Origin of the sequence: Vibrio sp. 10N.261.52.C2, assembly GCF_041471425.1 — a bacterium.
Classification (GTDB): domain Bacteria; phylum Pseudomonadota; class Gammaproteobacteria; order Enterobacterales; family Vibrionaceae; genus Vibrio; species Vibrio crassostreae_C.
This window is the reverse complement of record NZ_JBFROH010000005.1, coordinates 19,839-38,718: the sequence shown is the minus strand read 5'-3', so window position 1 is coordinate 38,718 and position 18,880 is coordinate 19,839. Positions and strand designations below refer to the sequence as shown.

Below are 18,880 nucleotides of genomic sequence, written 5' to 3'. Positions count from 1 at the left end.
CTTCCTATTCATTCTATGAGGGATGCTTGAGGCGGTTCAGGTGACGAAAGTCATTAACCTGTGATCACTGGAAGTTCAGCACGATGCCAAGCTTCGAAACCACCATCAATACTATATACCTCTTCAAAGCCTTGGTTCACTAAATATTGTGCTGCACCTTGGCTACTGATGCCGTGGTAGCACATCACTAAGATAGGTTGTTCGAACTCAACCTCATCCATGAACGACACCATCGTATCATTAGTCAGGTGGTAGGCTGTTTTGGGGTGGGCAACCGCAAAAGATTGCGGGTCACGTATATCGACAAGTCGAGCTTCGCCTTGTTCAATGAGGGCTTGAGCGCCTTTAACATCGATATGTTTAAACTGGTCCATGACTTTCTCTTTTTATACTGATTTACTTTGCTGCCATTGTAACCTATCCCAAGGCTAACATTCACATCCACTTAATAAGGTTATCCACCAGCGATCACTTTTACACCATTTGTGGATAAATCTGTGAATTGCGTGAATAAAGTGCCTTTTCAAAAATAGATCCACAACATGTAGTAATGATCCTGATCTAACTGTGGGTTAACTGAAACATATCCCCATTCGAAAAACCCCGTCAAAGCCTTACTACACCCTGCTTTTAGACAGCTGGCGAATAAATTTCTCACAGAGTTATCCACAAAATCATTTTGCAAATTTCGATCGCAAAAGTTGAGAAATCGATCCAAAACAAAAAGGCCGAGATCTCTCGATCTCGGCCTTTTCAAAATTCAGCTATTTGTTAGCTCTACTATTAGAAGGTAGAAGCTAATAGAAACTAAATGCTATTAGAAATCACCAACGGCTTGTTTCAATTTCTTCATCGCATTCTTTTCTAACTGGCGAACACGCTCAGCAGAGATACTGTAGGTATCCGCTAAGTCTTGCAGTGTTGCCTTGTTGTCGTCTAACCAACGTGAGCGAACAATGTGTTGGCTACGCTCGTCTAAGCTTGCTAGTGCTAGCCCTAGGCGATTATTGGTGTGTGACTCCCAGTTAGCCGCTTCAACCGTCTCAGCAACGTCTGACGCTTTGTCTTCTAGGTAGTAAACTGGAGCAGTGTAAGCAGAACCGCCATCGTCATCGTCCATAGGCGCTTCAAACGTCGCATCTTGTGCCGCTAAGCGAGATTCCATCTCACGAACTTCTGAAGGCTCAACACCCAGTTCACGAGCAACCGTCTCAACTTCACCGTTATTGAACCAACCTAAACGCTTTTTAGACTTACGAAGGTTAAAGAACAGTTTACGCTGTGCCTTAGTGGTCGCAATTTTAACGATACGCCAGTTACGTAGAACGTATTCATGGATTTCAGCTTTGATCCAGTGAACAGCAAACGAGACGAGACGAACACCAACTTCTGGATTGAAGCGCTTAACAGCCTTCATCAAGCCAATGTTACCTTCTTGGACGAGATCAGCCATTGGTAGCCCGTAGCCAGAGTAGCCTCTTGCAACGTGCACCACGAATCTTAGGTGGGAAAGGATCAAGCCTTTCGCAGCGTCGATCTCACCTTTGTAATGTAATCGCTCTGCAAGTCCACGTTCCTCTTCAGGAGTCAGCATAGGGTAGCTGTTCGCTGAGCGGATATAGCTATCTAAACTATCTTGTGTGACTAAAGCCATTTGATACGCTTGGTTTGCCATTCGGTTCCTCATCAATCTCTGATCTGGAGTAATACATCTATTAAAACCCGACAATCTTGAACCTAAAATGAACAGGTTTCAAGGAGGGGGAAGTAATTATGCATAATCAATTCGTCTATACAAGGCAAAAACTGGTTAAGAAGTGCCTATTTTTCGTCTAAATATGACTCTATTCACCTAAACTGGTTCAATTTCTTTTAGGTGACGCTGTGCAGAAAGCTTCGCAGCCACACTACCAAGCAGGGTTCCGACGATCAAAAGCAGTAAAGATTCATCCCAACTCAGGCCAATTAAACGGAAGTGGCTGTCGTATAGCTGAGCCAAGTCATCCACTGCGCTGTTCAGCAATACGGTAATCAATGCCGTCATTACCCAAGCGCTAATCGAACCTAAAACGCCAAACCACATCCCAGCATAAAGGTATGGTCGAAGAATGTAGCTGTCGGTCGCACCAATCAGCTTCATGGTTTGAATCTCTTCTTTATGTGCCAACACATTAAATCGTAGTGTATTGCCGATAATCAGAAATACCGCGCCCAACATCAATACCGTTAAGGTAATCACGATGACAGCCGCTAATGCTTTGATCGCATCTAATCGCGCTAACCAATCTTCGTCTAGGCGAACATCGGTCACTAATTCTTGTTGTTTAACTGTGCCTGCCAGCTCTTTAATTAAGGTATCGCTGTGCACGCTTGGCGTAATCACCAGCACACCTGGCAGTGAATAATCGTCGAGAATGGTTAGGGCGTCTTCAAAACCAGAATACTGGCTGAGGTCTGCAAGCCCTTGCTGTGGAGAAATGTACTCCACGAGCTCAACTTGATCCCAACTTTCGATTTCATCCTTAAGCACCATTACTCGTGGCTCAGGAATACCATCCTCTACATAAGCACTTATTTGTGACGGGCTAGTGACATCTTGCGCCACTTCCCCTACATTTTTACCTAATAGGTACAAACAAGCTGGCATCGCCAACGCCATAGAGATCACCGCAAGGGTCAGTAAGTTGCCTAACGGGCGCTGCCACATTTGCGAGAACGATGACTTGGCTTGTTTCCAGTGAACAACAAAGAAGCCGTCGCTTGAAGCGCGGTTTGCTGCTCGATTAGATTGAGGTTTTTTGATGCGCTTATTCGCGGCCATAGTCTTCAACCTCACTCAAAAATCCTTGGTTTAATTCAAGATGGCGGTACTGAGGGCGAGTGTTCACTAACCCGATATCATGCGTCGCTAGGATGATCGTCACACCTGCGCGGTTGAATTCTTCAAATAATCGCAACACACGGTTAGATAATTCAGGGTCTAGATTACCGGTAGGCTCATCGGCTAAAAGCAGAGTTGGACGGTTAACCACGGCGCGAGCAATACCCACGCGTTGTTGTTCACCACCAGAAAGTTGGCTTGGCAAACAACGGGCTTTATCTAATAAACCGGTTTTATCCAACGCAGCACTGACTCGGCGTTTTATTTCGTTTTCAGAAATAGATTCAATACGCATAGGCAGAGCGACGTTATCGAAAATCGAACGGTCCATCAGCAGGCGATGGTCTTGAAAAACAATCCCAATATTACGGCGTAAGAAAGGAATGTCTTTGGCTGGGATACGAGTGATATCGTGATCGTTGAACCAGACACGTCCATCAGTTGGACGCTCTATCGCGCAGATCAACTTCAGCAAGGTACTTTTACCAGCCCCAGAGTGCCCACCCAAAAAAGCCATCTCTCCACGTTTCAGGTGAAAGTCCACTTTTTGGAGCGCTTGTCTTCCACCTCGGTAGGCTTTACTCACTTGCTGAAATTTGATCACCGAAAATTCCTCTTACGATCACTAATATCAAATTTAAAAACGGTAGCAGATTAAGGATAAACCACTTTGCTACTCGCGTTACTCTTCGCGGCTAAATAGTGCTTCAATGAAGTCTTTAGATTCAAATGGACGCAGGTCATCAATACCTTCACCCACACCAATGTAGCGGATTGGAATCTGGAACTGGTCAGCAATTGAGAAAATTACACCACCTTTCGCCGTACCATCTAGCTTAGTCAGTGTAATACCCGTAACTGGAGCCACTTCACTGAACAACTTCGCTTGGCTGATAGCGTTCTGACCTGTACCTGCATCGAGCGTTAGCATGATTTCGTGTGGCGCAGAGTCATCAATCTTCTTCATTACACGAACGATCTTGCGTAGCTCTTCCATCAGGTTGCTCTTGTTCTGCAAACGACCGGCTGTATCAGCAATCACAACATCAACACCACGAGCCTTCGCTGCTTCAATCGCATCGTAGATAACAGACGCACTGTCCGCACCAGTGTGTTGAGCGATAACTGGCACATCGTTACGCTGACCCCAAACCTGAAGCTGTTCAACGGCTGCAGCACGGAAGGTATCACCCGCTGCTAGCATCACTTTCTTGCCTTCATTTTGGAATTGTTTCGCCAGCTTACCGATCGTAGTTGTCTTACCTACACCGTTCACACCCACCATTAAGATAACGTAAGGTGTTTTAGTGGTATCAACAACCAGTGGCTGTTCCACTTGGCTTAAGATGTCTGCCATCTCTTCTTTGAGCAGACCATAAAGCGCTTCACCGTCTTTTAGGTCATTGCGAGATGCTTTTTCTGTCAGGTTTTCAATGATCTTAACCGTGGTATTCATACCCACGTCAGCAATCAGAAGTTGCTCTTCTAGCTCTTCAAACAGGTCTTCATCGATTTGCTTGCCTTTGAACAGACCAAAGAAACCAGCACCGATGTTTGCTTTAGTGCGGCTTAGGCTGCGCTTAAGACGAGCAAAGAAGCTTTCTGTCGGCTTCTCTTGTACTTCTTCAACCTTAGCTTGAGGAACTGCCACTTCTTCCTGTTCTGCTTCTGCTGCGACAGGTTGCTGCTCTTGTTGAGCTTCTTCAAGCGCTTGCTCAGATTCAGTTGGCTTAACTTGTTCAGCTTCAGGCGCGACCTGTTCAGCCTCAACTTGTGATTCAACTTCAGTTTGATCTTCAACGCTTTCTACGTTCGCTTCATTCTGAGTTTTTGGGCTTTGTTCTTCTTCACCAAAACCAAGCCACGATAATAATCCGCGCTTCTTTTTTTCCGTCATCAGAGGAGTTTCCTAGATCTACTAATTAGCTGTATTGACTTAATACACGTCGACTCTTTGCTATTGTTATACAATACAAGCTTGTACAAACGAATAGTAAAGAAAAATGACAAAGCAGTGATAAGTTTGCTTTTAGCTTGATACACTTTGTCATTGCAAATTTATTTAATACACGAACCCACTTAAATTGGGCTCGGTATAGTATCACTTTATTAGCGGTCAAAAAATCTATGGTAAGACGTCGCCAGCAAAACACATCACAAAAAAAGCCATCCGGAGGCTTTGTTCGAATTATTAGTGGCTCATGGAGAGGTAGAAAGCTGCCTGTTCATGATTTAGAAGGATTACGCCCAACCATTGACCGAGTAAAAGAAACACTCTTTAACTGGGTGGCTCAAGATATCCCACATTCAACTTGCTTGGATGTATTTGCCGGTTCTGGCGGTCTAGGTTTTGAAGCAGCTTCTCGCCAAGCCAAAATGGTGACACTGCTCGAAATGAATCAAAAGGCGGCTAAACAGCTTTCTGATAACGCGAAAGAGCTCAAGGCAGACAACATTAATGTCGTGAATACTGATGCTATCTCTTTCCTTAAGAAACCAGGCACTCCTTACGATATGGTTTTCCTTGATCCACCATTTCGCAAAGGCTTACTGGCAGAAACAGTACAACTGCTTGAGAGTAACGGTTGGCTTGCAGACAATGCCATCATTTACGTCGAGACAGAGAAAGAACTGAAACTCGAAGCTATGCCAGAGAACTGGGAATTGCATCGCGACAAGACCACCGGACAGTCAAGCTACCGACTGTTCAATCGAATCACTGAAGAATAGGAGTTATTGAATGAAGTTCTTGCTTCCACTAGCAAAAGCAGCCATCGCCTTTGTTTGGTTTATCTTAATCGTAAATATTTTCTACCCGTTTCCGGGTAATGCTGCGATTGCGCTTTATATCATGACCGCATTCTTGTTCTTCATGCACGGCCTGCAGATGCTGATTTTCATCGGTGCATTCGGCGATAAGATCGAGATGTCACGTTGGGAGAAATGGTCAATATTGATTTTCGGAGTCTTTGCCTTACTCGATATCCGACGCAAACACATGATGTAATCGAGCTTAAGCCCAGATATAAAACGCTTAGCTACAGAAAACATCATGACAGAAACAGTAGAGACAAAAACGCCGCTCATTTGAGCGGCGTTTTTTTATTCAGCAATGATATTGATGTTAGCCCATGTAGCCTTTCACACCATCGAGGAACATTTGCGTCGACAGCATAACCAACAACAAGCCCATCAAACGTTCGATGGCTTTAAGACCTCTCTCACCTAGCACTCGCAGGAAGAAGCCATTAAACATCAAAATAAAGAAGGTAGCGCCCCAAGCCAGCATCACTGCGCCTGAAAGCTCTAACATGTTGTCAGGGTGCTGTGTCGACAACAGAATCAATGCCGCAATCACTGAAGGGCCAGCAATCATTGGGATCGCCATCGGCACAATAAACGGTTCTTCACCCGCCGCGAGGCCAGTAATACTACCCGCACTTGGGAAAATCATCTTAATCGCGATGATGAATAGAATAATACCGCCAGAAATACTCAAGGTTTCAGGCTGCACGTGCAGGAAGTTCATGATGCTTTGACCAGCAAACAAGAACAACAGCAGGATAACCAGCGCAAACATCAGTTCACGAACAAGAACAATACGGCGACGCTTCGGATCAATATGCTTAAGGATAGAGAGCACGATTGGTAGATTGCCAAGCGGGTCCATAATAAGAAACAGCATGGTTGCTGCAGATAAAATTTCCATAAGTTTGTCTCGAAAAGCGTAAGTGCGCGGAGTATAGCAGCCTCAACATTGATTTTCGAACGCAGTAATAAAAGGATTAACTTATGTAATTAGAAGGGAATTTTGCGAGAGCAAATAGAAAGGTAGAGAGGAGAAAAGTAAAAAGATAATTTAAAGAGTGAAGCCGAAACGTCGCATCCACCCTTCTTATCTATAAAAGCCAAAAGGCTCTAAAAACCAAATATCTGGGAATCAGTGGTTACACACACGTTCGCGATTAGTGCAAAGCTTGTCATCAATAACCACGACCTTTTCCATTTTCAGGAAAAACTTCAGCAATCCATCTAAATCCAGACCGTTCAGCTTACACGTATGAAAACGCGCTTCTGCGCCATAAGTTTGAGCGAGTTCTTGCGTCAACTCTTCACGAGTCAGTGGTTTTTCACTCAGTAGGTTTAAAACGTTGTGTGCATGAATTTCGGTAGTCATAACTCTATCTCATGTTTAATGAAGTAGACGTAGAGTACCTTCTTTCATCTGAGCTGCCTTGATGTAGCTCAGAGTTAAGCGAGCTCTACCCTAAATTGTAAGGGAAGCAACAATGAGAGCGTGCGCCAGAAAGTAGCTGCCCGTCACCCAAAAGTAGGCACCCTTAATTGGGCTACGATAAAAATTTAGCGCGTACGCCAATGCTGAAAGCAGCAACACGACACAACCCGCAAAACCCACCGCATGCGACAGTTGAGGATCAAGCAACCAGAGCTCACCAGAAGCCCATGCAAGCTGAATAAGCACGATACCCATGATAACCACAGGAAAGACGAGTTTGTCTAAACGAGGCAGAAGCAAGAAGAAAGCAACGACACAAGCCGCCAACAGCAGCGCGAACAACCACCAGACCATTTCTCCTGATAGCTGTAACCAAAATGCTTTGCTGTAACAGAGCTGAGCTAACAAGAAGCAAACAAAATGCAGTGGACGTTTTTGAGTAACAGTATGCAAGACATCTGCGATCGCAGAGACCGCCAACCCAGCAACGACCCAATAGGTAAAATCAGCAACGACAGATTGAGTTAAAGCAATGGTCGCTAATAATACATAGGTAAAAACCTTATACGATAAGGCCTGACCGAGATGTCCATGTTTCGTTCCTGCTATTGCTCCGATACCAGACAAGGAAACCGCCAACCAACTCCACATACCATTTGCCCTATTGCTTTAAATCGTCGCCAGTCTAGGCACACGAGTGTTGATGTAAAGCCTCAGCCCCTCAAAATTGGATCTTGATTACGCTTCCACTAAAAAGAGTCTCTTTAGATTGAAGTCGTAACAATTACCACCATGACAATGGCCATTCGTTTAAAACTAGAACGAATCATCATAAAACCCATTCAAACTGGCATTAGAGTCGCCATACTTGAATTTTGGCCAATTCTAACCTATCGGCCCCACCAAAACCGGCCTAATCCCGGCAAATACCACACTTAAAAAATTAAAATAAATACATTTAAATCGAATAATAACAATAACTTAAACAAGTAAAATTAAGATTAATAGGAAAATAAAAACGCCAACCAAGCCTAGACTTGTAAAGTAGCCAGTTTTCTTTTTTGAAGCCCAGTTTTGTCAGGTTATTTCAAGCCCCAGGTAAAAACCGCCACAAAAACCAAGCCGAAAACTTAAAAAATCAACCAAAACCAACCTAGCCACCACCAACCTCTATTAATACAGTTTAACAACCTTTAACAATATAAATTACACAAAACAACCATTACAAAACAACAAGTTAAATCAAATTAGAACAAACATAAATCACAACGAACAAATTAAGAACACACCATAAAACACAGTTAAACACTGCCAAACAAGCCAAAAACTCATAGTTTTCTACTACTTTTAAAGCTTTCGAAAGTAATTCTTGATCTAAGGCCATAAGTAGTGCTATTCTTTAAAACATAGCGAGAGACAACCAAATTTAGGAGTAGTGTTATGATTTCATCTTCGCAAAGACAAGGACTTGTAATGATCGCGGTAGTTGTAGGTCTAATGACACTACCGATGATGTACTAAGCAAGTTACAGATAAAAAAAGGGACGCCATGAGCGTCCCTTTTTTTGTTCAATTTTTTCACTTCGAAAACAGATGCAGTGTTAGCACATCCCAGTTCGCATAATAGAAACCTGCGGCAGCTAAAGTCATTGCCATCATCAGTAAGATCGCAACTCGCCAGATAAAACGACCACTACGTGGAGTCAGCTCCTTCTCACAGTCGTTACACATCATGATGAACTTATGTTGGTCTTCCAACTGAGCGTCATGCTCATTGACTACCTTGTTACGACACGTTGCGATATAACGCAGCTTACTTACCATATCGTGCGGTAGCCTTTCTTCACAGCTTGTCACAAGCTCGTGCAATCCTTCGCCTTCAGCGTGATATTGAAGTCTCAATAATTTTTCTATATTGCGAGTTCTTGTCACCACTTTTTCAATGTCGGTCATCTTGGCCTCCCACTCCACACTATAATTCTAGTCGAGCATTTCCTTATTCTTATACAAAATCATCGCTATTTACGTGAGAAAGAGACAATAAATAACAATGCTTTATCCCAAACTGGCCATTAAATGTGATATCAGCCGAAAAATAATCAGCTTTGCTTACAGCAGTTCACGAATAGCGGCTTTAAACACATATCCCTATTGCCCGAAAGACTAGAATAACCATCACGACTACATGGAGGTTATATGCCTAACTCACTCTTTTTTGCCATCTTTGCACTCGCAGGTCTTGCGGCCTGGGTATTTCTTGTTTTTTATCGAAAACACATGCAAGGCGAGAACGCACCAGAAAAGAAAGTGAACGTCACGGTATTAGATAAACAATCCATCGACCTTCCTGATGCAGAACCAGGTCAAGAAGACCAAGAGTATTGGATTTATGTTCAACGCGGTGTAGTTGGTCCGAAACGTGAATTCCAAGTCGGCATTCACTACTTCCACGCTCTTAACCCTGGTGACAAAGGGACTTTAACCTACCAAGGCGATAAATTCTTACACTTTGCGTTGAAGCGCTAACCTTAGCGCTTCATCCCTTCCTCATCGATAATCAGCAACAAACCAATATCGAAATGCCTTAGCGTATCGCTAAGGCAAGAGCCAACGTGTCTTCTCTGACTTAGACACCAACCAACTCATCCATAACGCGCCAGCTCCGCTGATCACGATCCATAATGGAATAACCCAAGCAGGGTGTCCTTGGTACCAACCGAATTCTTTCATTGGCCATAAGAAAATTGGGTGCAGCAGATAAATACCTAAGCTGTGCTTACTGATAAAGCCAACCACTTGATTACTCTTCTCAGACAACCCTTCACCATAGTAACGACACACCATGAACACCATGCTCGCCGCTAATACGGTATTCAGCGTCTTGTAAGATAACCAACGCCCTACTGTGTACTCTTCTGCTACCAAGCTTGCCTCAACCACCATGTAAACCGCGGTTAGTAACGCTAGCCCACCCAGTAACACACTCACGCCAACGGTCATCTTGTTAAGTGGCACAATCTTATACAGCAAGTAACCCAATGGTAAGTAACCGGTGTACAACCACAACTCATGACTCCAAGGGCCATCGATTTTCAATAAGAACAATAACGTAGTGAACAACCAGACCACCGTAAAGGCATAGACAGATCTATCACCGAACTTTCTGACCATGATCTGCAAGAACGGAATCACAAAGTAGAGCGGGATGAAGTAATAGAAGAAACCAAGGTGGTAATAGGTGTAATGATGGTAGCTATTGAGTAGCACATCCCAACTGACGTCGGCATCAAAGCCCATTGCCGACCAACCCGACAGATAGGTATAGAAAAGCGACCAGACAATGAAAGGGATCAGTACCTTGCCCAGACGACGCTTGAGGTAGTATTTGGCGTCAAACGGGCGCTGATCACTGAGCATCAGTGCACCAGTAATCAAGATGAACACCGGCACCGCCCAACGACTGAAACCGTTCACCGTAATGGCGGTCAGCCACTCACCGAAAGGAATAGTGCCCAATTCATTGCGATAAGGAGCCAAAACATGAATCGCGATAACTGCTATGGCCGCAACACATCGTGCTAAATCAAAAAAGAGAATTCGCTGCTTCATGTAAATGCCTGATTAATATTCAATCATTCTACTATAGCAATAAAAAAGCTGACTGGAATAAATACCAAGTCAGCTTAGTGTTAAAGGAGAGGCTTATCGCGAATTTAGCTCATACGACTCTAGCTTCTGCGACTTGAGCTCTCACAAATGAGGCTCATGTGGCTGAAGCTTATGCCGCTGAAATTTGCGGCACTTTCGGTAAACGCAGAGAGATCACCGTCGTTATCGCCAAGAATGCGAAGGAAACCCACAGACACGCAGACAAACCGGCCATTTGGAATACCAAGCCCGACAATATCGTGCCAATCAAACGGCCCATCGCGTTTGCCATGTAGTAGAAACCGACATCAAGAGAAACGCCATCACCTTTCGCATAACTCACAATAAGGTATGAGTGCAGGGATGAATTCACCGCAAAGATGGCACCAAACACCATCAAGCCACCGATAATAACGAACTCGGGTTGCCAGCCAATTTGCACCGCATAGGCAATACCTGCAGTCACGATAGCCAACGCCCCCGCCCATAATAGCGCTGCATGTCCATCAGGCACCTTGCCTTGTGCTTTACCAGTAATCTTGGGTGCAATGCCCTGCACAAAGCCGTATGCGATGGTCCAAGCCGCTAAAAAGCCACCCACCCATGAGTGATCCCACCCAAACACGCTGCCTAGGTAAATCGGCAAAGCAATCACAAACCACACATCACGAGCGCCAAACAGGAACATACGTGCTGCGGATAGGATGTTGATGGATTCAGACTTAGAGAAGATCTGTTTGAACTTAGGCTTGGTTTTCGCTTTGCCCATGTCCGCTTCTAAGCTCACCAAGCTGCCGATAAACACCAATGTCAGCACGGCTGCCATCGCAAGCACAGCGTATTGGAAGCCAATCGTTGAAAGCAGCAAACCACCAATAAAGAAGCCTGCCCCTTTAAGCGCATTCTTAGATCCGGTCAGAATCGCAATCCACTTATAAAGCGCGCCTTGTTGTTCATCAGGAACCAGAGTCTTAATCGAACTCTTGGCACTCATCTTATTGAGGTCTTTAGCGATACCAGACAAGGCTTGCGCCGCCATGACCCAAGGAATGGTCAGCATTGCCGTTGGCACCGCGAGCATACCCAAGGCGACGACTTGCATCCCTAACCCGATGTTCATGGTCTTGTTGAGGCCAAGACGCGCCCCTAACCAGCCACCGATTAGGTTGGTCACCACACCAAAGAATTCATAGAAAAGGAACAGTGAGGCGATTTCTAGTGAACTGTAGCCAAGGTCGTAAAAATACAGAACCACCAGCATGCGAAGTGCACCATCAGTAATGGTGAAGTTCCAGTAGTTGAAAGTCACCAACATATATTGGCGAACGCTCTTACTTAGATTTGAAAACATAACGCTATCTCTGCAATCTAAACAAAAAGAGCTTTTGGATCATGATAAGTTCAACACTCCAGAGACCAAAAGCTCCCTGTCTAACACTGATGACTATTAGCTATTCGCTACGCCATTAATGTATTCAACCTGGATAGGTTTAGTGAAGGCACCTGGACGCAGTGCCTGCACCTCTTGAACTACCTTGCTCAAATCCCAGCCTTTTTCTAACAGTAGGTGAGCTGCGAACAAACCAGTGCGACCAGAGCCGCCCATACAATGCATTGCAACCTTGCCGCCGTTATCGACGATGTTATGTAGCTCAGGGCTAGCTGCTTGCCACTTCGCAGCAAAACCAGCACCCGGTGCACAGTCGTCTTCAATTTCGATCTGGAACCATTGCATACCTAACGCACGTGTTTTTTCACCAAGTGCCGCCACGTCTTTGCTTGCAAGCTCATGGTCATCAAGTGCTGTCACGATAGCTTCAACGCCTTGCTCTTTTAGCTGAGCCAGTGATGCATCAAGCGTTGCTTCTTTTGTGCCTGGGCACGGAGTAAGCACTAGCGCACCTTGCTCTAGGTCTAGTTGCCATGTTGGATGTATCATTATATCTTCTCCAGATTCTTAATTAAGCAAGGCCAACGGTACGAACTAGCTCAGCGGTACGTGTCGCGTAACCCATCTCGTTGTCGTACCAAGCGTAAATCTTAACCATGCGCTTACCGACCAACATCGTTGATAGTGCATCCACGATTGTTGAGCGTTGGTCGCCTTTGTAATCGATAGAAACCAGTGGACGCTCTTCAAAGCCAAGAATGCCTTTTAGTTCATTCTGAGACGCTTCTTTCAGCATCGCGTTAACTTCTTCTACCGTGGTGTCTTGCTTCACTTCGAAGATGATGTCAGTCAGAGAAGCATTCGCTAGAGGTACGCGAACTGCGTGGCCGTTGATGCGGTTTTCAAGCTCTGGGAAGATCTCAACAATCGCCTTAGCGCTACCCGTTGTTGTTGGGATAAGGCTCATGCCACATGCACGTGCACGGCGTAAGTCTTTATGGGGCGCATCAAGAATAGTTTGCGTGTTAGTTAGATCGTGAATAGTGGTGAACGCTGCGTTCTCGATACCAAGCTTCTCGTTGATTACCTTAACCACAGGAGCGATACAGTTCGTTGTACAAGACGCTGCCGTTACGATTTTGTGTACCGCAGGGTCGAAGATATTGTCGTTCACACCAACCACGATGTTTGCAATGCCTTCTTCTTTCACTGGCGCCGATACCACAACGCGCTTCACGCCTTGCTCTAGGTATTTGTTTAGGAAAGAAGTCTTACGGTGAACGCCGGTCGCTTCGATAACCACATCGCAGCCAGACCAATCGATCGCATCGATGTCGCGCTCTTGTGTGGTCTTGATGCGCTGGCCATTAATGATCATCTCATCGCCTTCTGCAGTTACTTCGTGGTGAAAGCGACCTTGAACTGAATCAAATTCTAGAAGGTGGGCCAGTGTTGTTGTGTCGCCAGCAACATCGTTAATTTGAACAAATTCTAGCTCATCCCAATCGAATGCTGCGCGAAGTGCTAGACGGCCGATACGACCAAAACCATTAATACCTACTTTGAATGTCATTTTCTGTTCTCTCAGTTAATTGCCTTCATATTTGAAGCCGCAGCGTTGTTGACTACGTTCACTTACCGGAGCGCCGGCCGCCCTAATTACATAGAGCCACTATGCTCATAGGGATAAGTTCACTTGTCGCCTAGCTGCAACTACAACTATTTCGGCATTAAGTTTTAATGTATTTAAACGCAACATACTGGGCGTGAGTTCATCGACTCTAAGCGCTCAATATCTTGCTGGTATTCAGTTTTCAAACAGTTCGATGCAATAAGGTCGTCAATTAACTTTAGCATCCAACCTGGTAAATCTTGTGACAGGCGGTAAAACACCCACTGCCCCTGGCGAACATCAATCAAAACACCGTTTGAACGCAGCTGCGCAAGATGGCGTGAAACCTTTGGCTGACTTTCTTGCAATGCCTGAGTCAACTCACCAACCGATAAGCACTCATTGCGAACTATCAACATTAAGCAACGCACTCGCGTTTCATCGGACAGTAATTTAAAAAATTGGTGAGGAAGCATAACTACATACTCATATATGGATATGCGCATATATTAGTTGTAAAAAAACGCACGTCAAGGCGTGCGTTTCAATTGTCATAAAAGTTTAACGAAGAAATATCAGAGCTTGTTGGTCACGGTATGGCTCCAACGGCGCGCTTCAGTAAGCTCCGTTTTAACCTGATCCACGCTTAATCCTAAATCGGCGCAGTGCTCATCAATCTGTTGCCAATCGGCATGCTCAAAGCTCTCTTCAAGTGCGAGCAAGGTACCATATGGCCCTTCTCTACGTAATAGAGCAACCTTGATACTTTTACACAGCGGCAACTGCTCGACTAAGTTATCTAACGACAAGTCCAACAGAGCATCCAACAAGGAGAATAAGCCAATCATAAAGGCCTGTTCTCTGTACCCTTCAAATGCCTGATAACGAGACATACGTTGGCAGAACTGAGCTCGCTGAAGCGATAAGCCATATAGCTCTTTTGGCTTCTTATCAGAGACATAAGACGCCACCGCCAACGAGACAAACATTTTCAGTTTCTCTTGACCTAGATATACCAAAGCCTGACGAAAAGAAGAGATGGTAACTTCAAGGCGCGGCGACATAGTATTCACAAAACGCAGCAGCTTATATGAGAGCGCCACATCTTTCGCGACAATGCTCTCCACCCGTTGAAAGTCCACATCGGGCTTACACACTTCTTGAAACAGCTCCATAGCAATCACTTGCTCAGGGCTAATGTATTTACTCTTGATGATTTCCGGTTTATTGAAAAAGTAACCTTGGAAAAACTTAAAGCCAGCCTCTTTGGCTTGCTGGAATTCTTGTTCGGTCTCAACGCGCTCCGCCAAAAAGCTAAACTTTTTCCCTTGATGCGCCCTAACCAAATCACACGCTTCATCCAAACCCATCTGCATAATATCGAGCTTTACGATATGCGTGTATTTAAGGAAACGTTCCCATTCTGGGGTCGAAGTAAAATCATCTAGGGCAATCATGTAACCCGCTTGGTAAAGGTCTTTAACCGCTTCCAACAATTCATCTGTTGGTTTACAGGTTTCCAGAATCTCTACCACCACCTTATCTTTCGGCAAACTTAAGGGCAGTCGACGAATCAAACTTTGATAAGGGAAGTTGATAAAGCAGCGTGAAGATGGAATAGAAGGGTTAAGACCAACAGACAAGAAGTTCTCAACAATCAGACGATACGTTGCTCGATTAGACTCAATATGCGCTGGGTACGCATTCTTTTCTCCATCGCGAAATAACAACTCATAGCCGAGTGTATTCCTCTTGCGATTTAAGATAGGTTGTCGAGCAACGTATGTAGCGGTCATTTCTTGATAACTCTGATTGGTTTAACTATAACTCAGTCGCTTAATCTAAGCTTTCGCGGCAGCTAGCAAAGCACCGCAGCCCATGAACATACCACCAAATATTTTATTTATCTTACCCATTATGCGATCAGAGCGAATAAAACGTCCCATTTGTGACGCTAATGAGGTGTAACCCAACATAACAACGCTATCAATGAATACTGTCGTCACACCTAGCACTAATAACTGAGGTGCTTGAGGTTGTGTAGGGTCAATAAACTGAGGAAACAAAGCCACCAAAAACACGATTGATTTCGGGTTAGTTAGGTTGATAAGCACAGCGTTTCTCAGCAGTTTGCCACTCGACAGAGTAGAGCTTTCTTCAGATGCTACTAGGCTCGAGCTATCACGCCACTTTTGAATACCTAACCAAAGTAAGTACACCACGCCGACCCACTTAATGATGGTGAACGCCAACGCAGACTTAGCAACGAGTGCACCGATACCCGCGCCCACCAGCATAATGTGAAACGCAAGACCAAGCTGTAAGCCAACAATTGATGCGAGTGACTTTTTAGTGCCATAGCTAAGCCCATTACTGATTGAGTTAACGGTACCCGAGCCCGGAGCCAAGCTAAACAAAATCGCTGTGACAACATAAGCAAGCCAAACATGAGTATCCATTTGCATTTCCTTACTAGTTCTTTAATCTAACAACATTAGTAGCAATAAAGCTCTCACACGCATCAGTTCAGGTAATTTCCCATGGAAAACCACAGCGAAGCCACCTTCCCTTACACTCAAGAACCTCAGTTCGATCATGCGATTAAACACCCGATCAACGCTCTTTGGCAACAAAGAAAAGAGGGGTTTTTAACATCGTCTGGTAAAAAGAAACTGTACTGGTGCAGCCTCACCTCAGAAAAGCACAGCAAAGCTATTGTGATTTCAAATGGCCGTATCGAATGCTGCCAAAAATACCAAGAAATCTTTTATGATTTTTATCAACAAGGCTATGACGTTTATTCATTTGACCACCAAGGTCAAGGCCAGTCTGAACGTATGGTAACAGACTCTGACATTGGTCACATTCATGAGTTTGATGATTATGCATCTGACATGTCTGACGTCATTGCCAGTTTTGATCTCAGTAAGTATTCCAATCGCTACCTGCTCGCACACTCAATGGGCAGCACCATAGCCACTCGCTACCTACAAACCCATCCAGACCACCCGTTTGATAAGGTGACTCTGTGCGCTCCGATGTTTGGTATCAATACCGAGTGGTACCTGAAACCTATCGCGATGATCGTTGGACAAGTGCTTACCGCTTTTTATGCCAAGCCAACTTACGCGCCGGGCCAGCAAGCATATTATTCGAAGCCTTTTGAAAACAACTTACTGAGCCACAGTAAGGTTCGCTATCAGTGGTTCCGTCGCTTATATGACGAGTCTCCATCTTTGCAGGTGGGTGGACCAAGCACGCGTTGGGTGTGGCAAGGGTTAATGGCCGCCAAGCAAGCAATTCAACAAACTCGTCAAATCAAGATCCCTCTGCTATTGATTCAAGCTGGGGATGAAAAGATTGTCAGTAACAGTGCTCAAGTAAAGTTCATCTCTAAGCTGAAGAAAACCAACTCTGATTGTCAGTTTAAGTTGATTGAGGGTTCTAGGCATGAGGTGTTGTTTGAGCAGGATGAATATCGCAATCAAACACTGGATGCGATCAATCAGTTTTTCGCCTAGAGCTAATAGGCTAAGCAACCTACCAAGAAAATAAGCGCTAAAGAGGAAGAGAAGTAAGTGAGCTTTGCCCTCTTTTCTTGCATGAATTTGGCATACAATTTCTACCTAGAGATATTGTAGTTAAAACGATTCTAGCGCTGGCTAGCGTCAATATTGGTTAAGCATTTTGCAATGAGGGTTAAATGAGTATTCCTGCACTAAAAGATTCCGTGAAAATTGTTGCTTCTGATTTAGATGGTACGCTTTTGGCTCCCAACCATCAGCTAAGCGACTTTACCAAGCTAACGCTTAAGAAATTACACGACCAAGGTTATACCTTCATCTTCGCAACGGGTCGCCATCACGTCGATGTAGCTGGGATTCGTCAAATCGCAGGGATTCCGGCCTACATGATCACATCAAACGGTGCTCGCGTACACGACCAGAATGATCAGCTAATGTATAGCCAAAACGTACCTCAAGAGCTCGTTCAACCGGTTATTGATATTGTGCGCCAAGATCCAAACCTCTTTATTCACATGTACCAGAATGAAGATTGGTTACTAGACCGTGAAGATGAAATGTTGGCTAAATTCCACAGTGAGTCTGGCTTTAGCTACAAGCGCTTTGAAGCTGAAAACGCACCAAGCGAAGGCATCGCGAAAGTCTTCTTCACACATCCAGAACAAGACCACGAATATCTCGTCACGTTTGAACAAAAGCTAAGAGATGCTTTTGGCGACAAACTGAACATCGCCTTCTCTACACCTTGGTGTCTGGAAGTGATGGCAGCTGAAGTCTCTAAAGGCCACGCTCTAGACGCTGTTGCAAAATCACTAAACCTGACTCTGGATAACTGTGTTGCCTTTGGTGATGGCATGAACGACGCTGAAATGCTGGCTATGGCGGGTAAAGGTCTAATCATGGGTACATCACATGAGAAAGTGATGAAAGCACTACCTGACAATGAAGTGATTGGCAGTAACGCAGACGATGCCGTTGCTCACTACCTAGAAAAGCATCTGCTCTAATCTCGCTCGTTGAACAGATCTGAATAAATAAAAAGGCAGCCAACTGGCTGCCTTTTTTGAACCTTACGTAAAAAGCTCTCTCTAACGCTATCGAGAACCTAACACTTCTTTGCTTAAGATTGCCTGCCACTCTTGTTCGGTAACCGGCATGATCGATAAGCGATTACCGCGTTTCACCAAGGGCATTTCGGAGAGTTCAGGCATGGCTTTAAGCGTAACCAAAGGAATCAAGCGCTCAGTCACTCGCACAAACTCGACATCCACCATGATCCAGCGTGGGTTATCGGGTGAAGACTTAGGATCGTAGTAATCACTCTCAGGGTCGAACTGAAAGTGGTCTGGGTAGGCTTCTCTGGTTACTTTAGCGATCCCCGCTACGCCAACTTTTTTACATGATGAGTGGTATATCATCACCAGATCGCCAAGCTTGACGTCATCACGCATCATGTTTCGAGCCTGATAGTTGCGTACACCCTCCCAACAAGAGGTTTTTTGTACTCTAAGAGTCTGAATAGAGAAGGTGTCGGGTTCTGTTTTAAATAACCAATATGCCATAATAAATCCAATTAACGGTTGCTCCG

General features: G+C 44.8%; 22 protein-coding genes. 5 read left to right on the top strand and 17 right to left on the bottom strand.

Annotated elements, in window-relative coordinates:
- Positions 1-53 precede the first annotated feature (53 nt).
- The 5 genes from glpE to ftsY form a co-directional block, all read right to left on the bottom strand.
- Positions 54-374, bottom strand: coding sequence for a thiosulfate sulfurtransferase GlpE (glpE, locus tag AB4307_RS01120; protein WP_372130825.1), 321 nt, complete (start codon positions 372-374; stop codon positions 54-56).
- Positions 375-817: 443 nt separating this feature from the next.
- Complete coding sequence (gene rpoH / locus AB4307_RS01115; protein WP_017055518.1) at positions 818-1,675, bottom strand: RNA polymerase sigma factor RpoH; 858 nt, start codon at positions 1,673-1,675, stop codon at positions 818-820.
- Between the two features lie 177 nt (positions 1,676-1,852).
- Positions 1,853-2,821: a permease-like cell division protein FtsX gene (gene ftsX / locus AB4307_RS01110; RefSeq protein WP_017061038.1), complete on the bottom strand. Its 969-nt coding sequence runs from the start codon at positions 2,819-2,821 to the stop codon at positions 1,853-1,855.
- Positions 2,808-3,485: a cell division ATP-binding protein FtsE gene (gene ftsE, locus AB4307_RS01105; protein ID WP_004736585.1), complete on the bottom strand. Its 678-nt coding sequence runs from the start codon at positions 3,483-3,485 to the stop codon at positions 2,808-2,810. Before ftsE ends, ftsX begins: the two co-directional genes overlap by 14 nt.
- A 78-nt stretch (positions 3,486-3,563) precedes the next feature.
- Positions 3,564-4,778, bottom strand: coding sequence for a signal recognition particle-docking protein FtsY (ftsY, locus tag AB4307_RS01100; RefSeq protein WP_372130823.1), 1,215 nt, complete (start codon positions 4,776-4,778; stop codon positions 3,564-3,566).
- Positions 4,779-5,008: 230 nt separating this feature from the next.
- On the opposite strand from ftsY, the gene rsmD reads away from it, so the two are divergent.
- Both rsmD and AB4307_RS01090 read left to right on the top strand, forming a co-directional pair.
- Complete coding sequence (gene rsmD, locus AB4307_RS01095) at positions 5,009-5,611, top strand: 16S rRNA (guanine(966)-N(2))-methyltransferase RsmD (RefSeq protein ID WP_017061036.1); 603 nt, start codon at positions 5,009-5,011, stop codon at positions 5,609-5,611.
- A 10-nt stretch (positions 5,612-5,621) separates the two neighbouring features.
- A complete protein-coding gene (locus AB4307_RS01090; RefSeq protein ID WP_016784000.1) occupies positions 5,622-5,888 on the top strand; it encodes a DUF1145 domain-containing protein in 267 nt (88 codons plus the stop codon).
- A gap of 117 nt (positions 5,889-6,005) precedes the next feature.
- Here the strand turns inward: AB4307_RS01090 and AB4307_RS01085 are convergent, their stop codons facing one another.
- The 4 genes from AB4307_RS01085 to AB4307_RS01070 form a co-directional block, all read right to left on the bottom strand.
- Complete coding sequence (locus AB4307_RS01085) at positions 6,006-6,590, bottom strand: YhgN family NAAT transporter (protein ID WP_017063768.1); 585 nt, start codon at positions 6,588-6,590, stop codon at positions 6,006-6,008.
- A gap of 231 nt (positions 6,591-6,821) precedes the next feature.
- Positions 6,822-7,058, bottom strand: coding sequence for a YecH family metal-binding protein (locus AB4307_RS01080; RefSeq protein ID WP_017061034.1), 237 nt, complete (start codon positions 7,056-7,058; stop codon positions 6,822-6,824).
- Between the two features lie 90 nt (positions 7,059-7,148).
- Positions 7,149-7,769 carry a lysoplasmalogenase gene (locus AB4307_RS01075; RefSeq protein WP_048613047.1) on the bottom strand — a complete coding sequence of 207 codons (621 nt, stop codon included), beginning with the start codon at positions 7,767-7,769 and terminating at the stop codon, positions 7,149-7,151.
- A gap of 927 nt (positions 7,770-8,696) precedes the next feature.
- Positions 8,697-9,071: a hypothetical protein gene (locus AB4307_RS01070; protein ID WP_017633159.1), complete on the bottom strand. Its 375-nt coding sequence runs from the start codon at positions 9,069-9,071 to the stop codon at positions 8,697-8,699.
- Between the two features lie 243 nt (positions 9,072-9,314).
- Here AB4307_RS01070 and AB4307_RS01065 point away from each other — a divergent pair, with 243 nt between their 5' ends.
- A complete protein-coding gene (locus tag AB4307_RS01065) occupies positions 9,315-9,644 on the top strand; it encodes a DUF2500 domain-containing protein (RefSeq protein WP_004740515.1) in 330 nt (109 codons plus the stop codon).
- Positions 9,645-9,713: 69 nt separating this feature from the next.
- Here AB4307_RS01065 and AB4307_RS01060 read toward each other — a convergent pair whose 3' ends face one another.
- The 7 genes from AB4307_RS01060 to rhtB form a co-directional block, all read right to left on the bottom strand.
- A complete protein-coding gene (locus AB4307_RS01060) occupies positions 9,714-10,727 on the bottom strand; it encodes an acyltransferase (protein WP_372130820.1) in 1,014 nt (337 codons plus the stop codon).
- A 169-nt stretch (positions 10,728-10,896) separates the two neighbouring features.
- Entirely contained in the window at positions 10,897-12,117 is a 1,221-nt protein-coding gene (gene arsJ, locus AB4307_RS01055; RefSeq protein ID WP_280545178.1) for an organoarsenical effux MFS transporter ArsJ, read from the bottom strand.
- Positions 12,118-12,213: 96 nt separating this feature from the next.
- The gene (locus AB4307_RS01050; RefSeq protein ID WP_017061028.1) at positions 12,214-12,705 is read right to left on the bottom strand and encodes a cyclin-dependent kinase inhibitor 3 family protein; all 492 of its coding nucleotides are present in this window, start codon (positions 12,703-12,705) and stop codon (positions 12,214-12,216) included.
- Positions 12,706-12,727: 22 nt separating this feature from the next.
- Positions 12,728-13,729, bottom strand: a complete 1,002-nt coding sequence (locus AB4307_RS01045; RefSeq protein ID WP_372130818.1) for an ArsJ-associated glyceraldehyde-3-phosphate dehydrogenase — start codon at positions 13,727-13,729, stop codon at positions 12,728-12,730.
- 173 nt (positions 13,730-13,902) lie between these two features.
- Positions 13,903-14,244, bottom strand: a complete 342-nt coding sequence (locus tag AB4307_RS01040) for a metalloregulator ArsR/SmtB family transcription factor (RefSeq protein ID WP_017063763.1) — start codon at positions 14,242-14,244, stop codon at positions 13,903-13,905.
- A 99-nt stretch (positions 14,245-14,343) separates the two neighbouring features.
- Positions 14,344-15,564, bottom strand: coding sequence for a cyclic di-GMP phosphodiesterase CdgJ (gene cdgJ / locus AB4307_RS01035; protein ID WP_017061025.1), 1,221 nt, complete (start codon positions 15,562-15,564; stop codon positions 14,344-14,346).
- Positions 15,565-15,609: 45 nt separating this feature from the next.
- Positions 15,610-16,227 (bottom strand): homoserine/homoserine lactone efflux protein, encoded by a 618-nt coding sequence (gene rhtB, locus AB4307_RS01030; protein WP_017061024.1) that lies wholly within the window; start codon positions 16,225-16,227, stop codon positions 15,610-15,612.
- Between the two features lie 81 nt (positions 16,228-16,308).
- Here rhtB and AB4307_RS01025 point away from each other — a divergent pair, with 81 nt between their 5' ends.
- Together AB4307_RS01025 and AB4307_RS01020 are read left to right on the top strand one after the other, a co-directional pair.
- Entirely contained in the window at positions 16,309-17,289 is a 981-nt protein-coding gene (locus AB4307_RS01025) for an alpha/beta fold hydrolase (RefSeq protein WP_017063762.1), read from the top strand.
- Positions 17,290-17,471: 182 nt separating this feature from the next.
- The gene (locus AB4307_RS01020; RefSeq protein ID WP_017061022.1) at positions 17,472-18,299 is read left to right on the top strand and encodes a Cof-type HAD-IIB family hydrolase; all 828 of its coding nucleotides are present in this window, start codon (positions 17,472-17,474) and stop codon (positions 18,297-18,299) included.
- Between the two features lie 87 nt (positions 18,300-18,386).
- Here AB4307_RS01020 and AB4307_RS01015 read toward each other — a convergent pair whose 3' ends face one another.
- Positions 18,387-18,854 (bottom strand): EVE domain-containing protein, encoded by a 468-nt coding sequence (locus AB4307_RS01015; RefSeq protein ID WP_017061021.1) that lies wholly within the window; start codon positions 18,852-18,854, stop codon positions 18,387-18,389.
- Positions 18,855-18,880 lie beyond the last annotated feature (26 nt).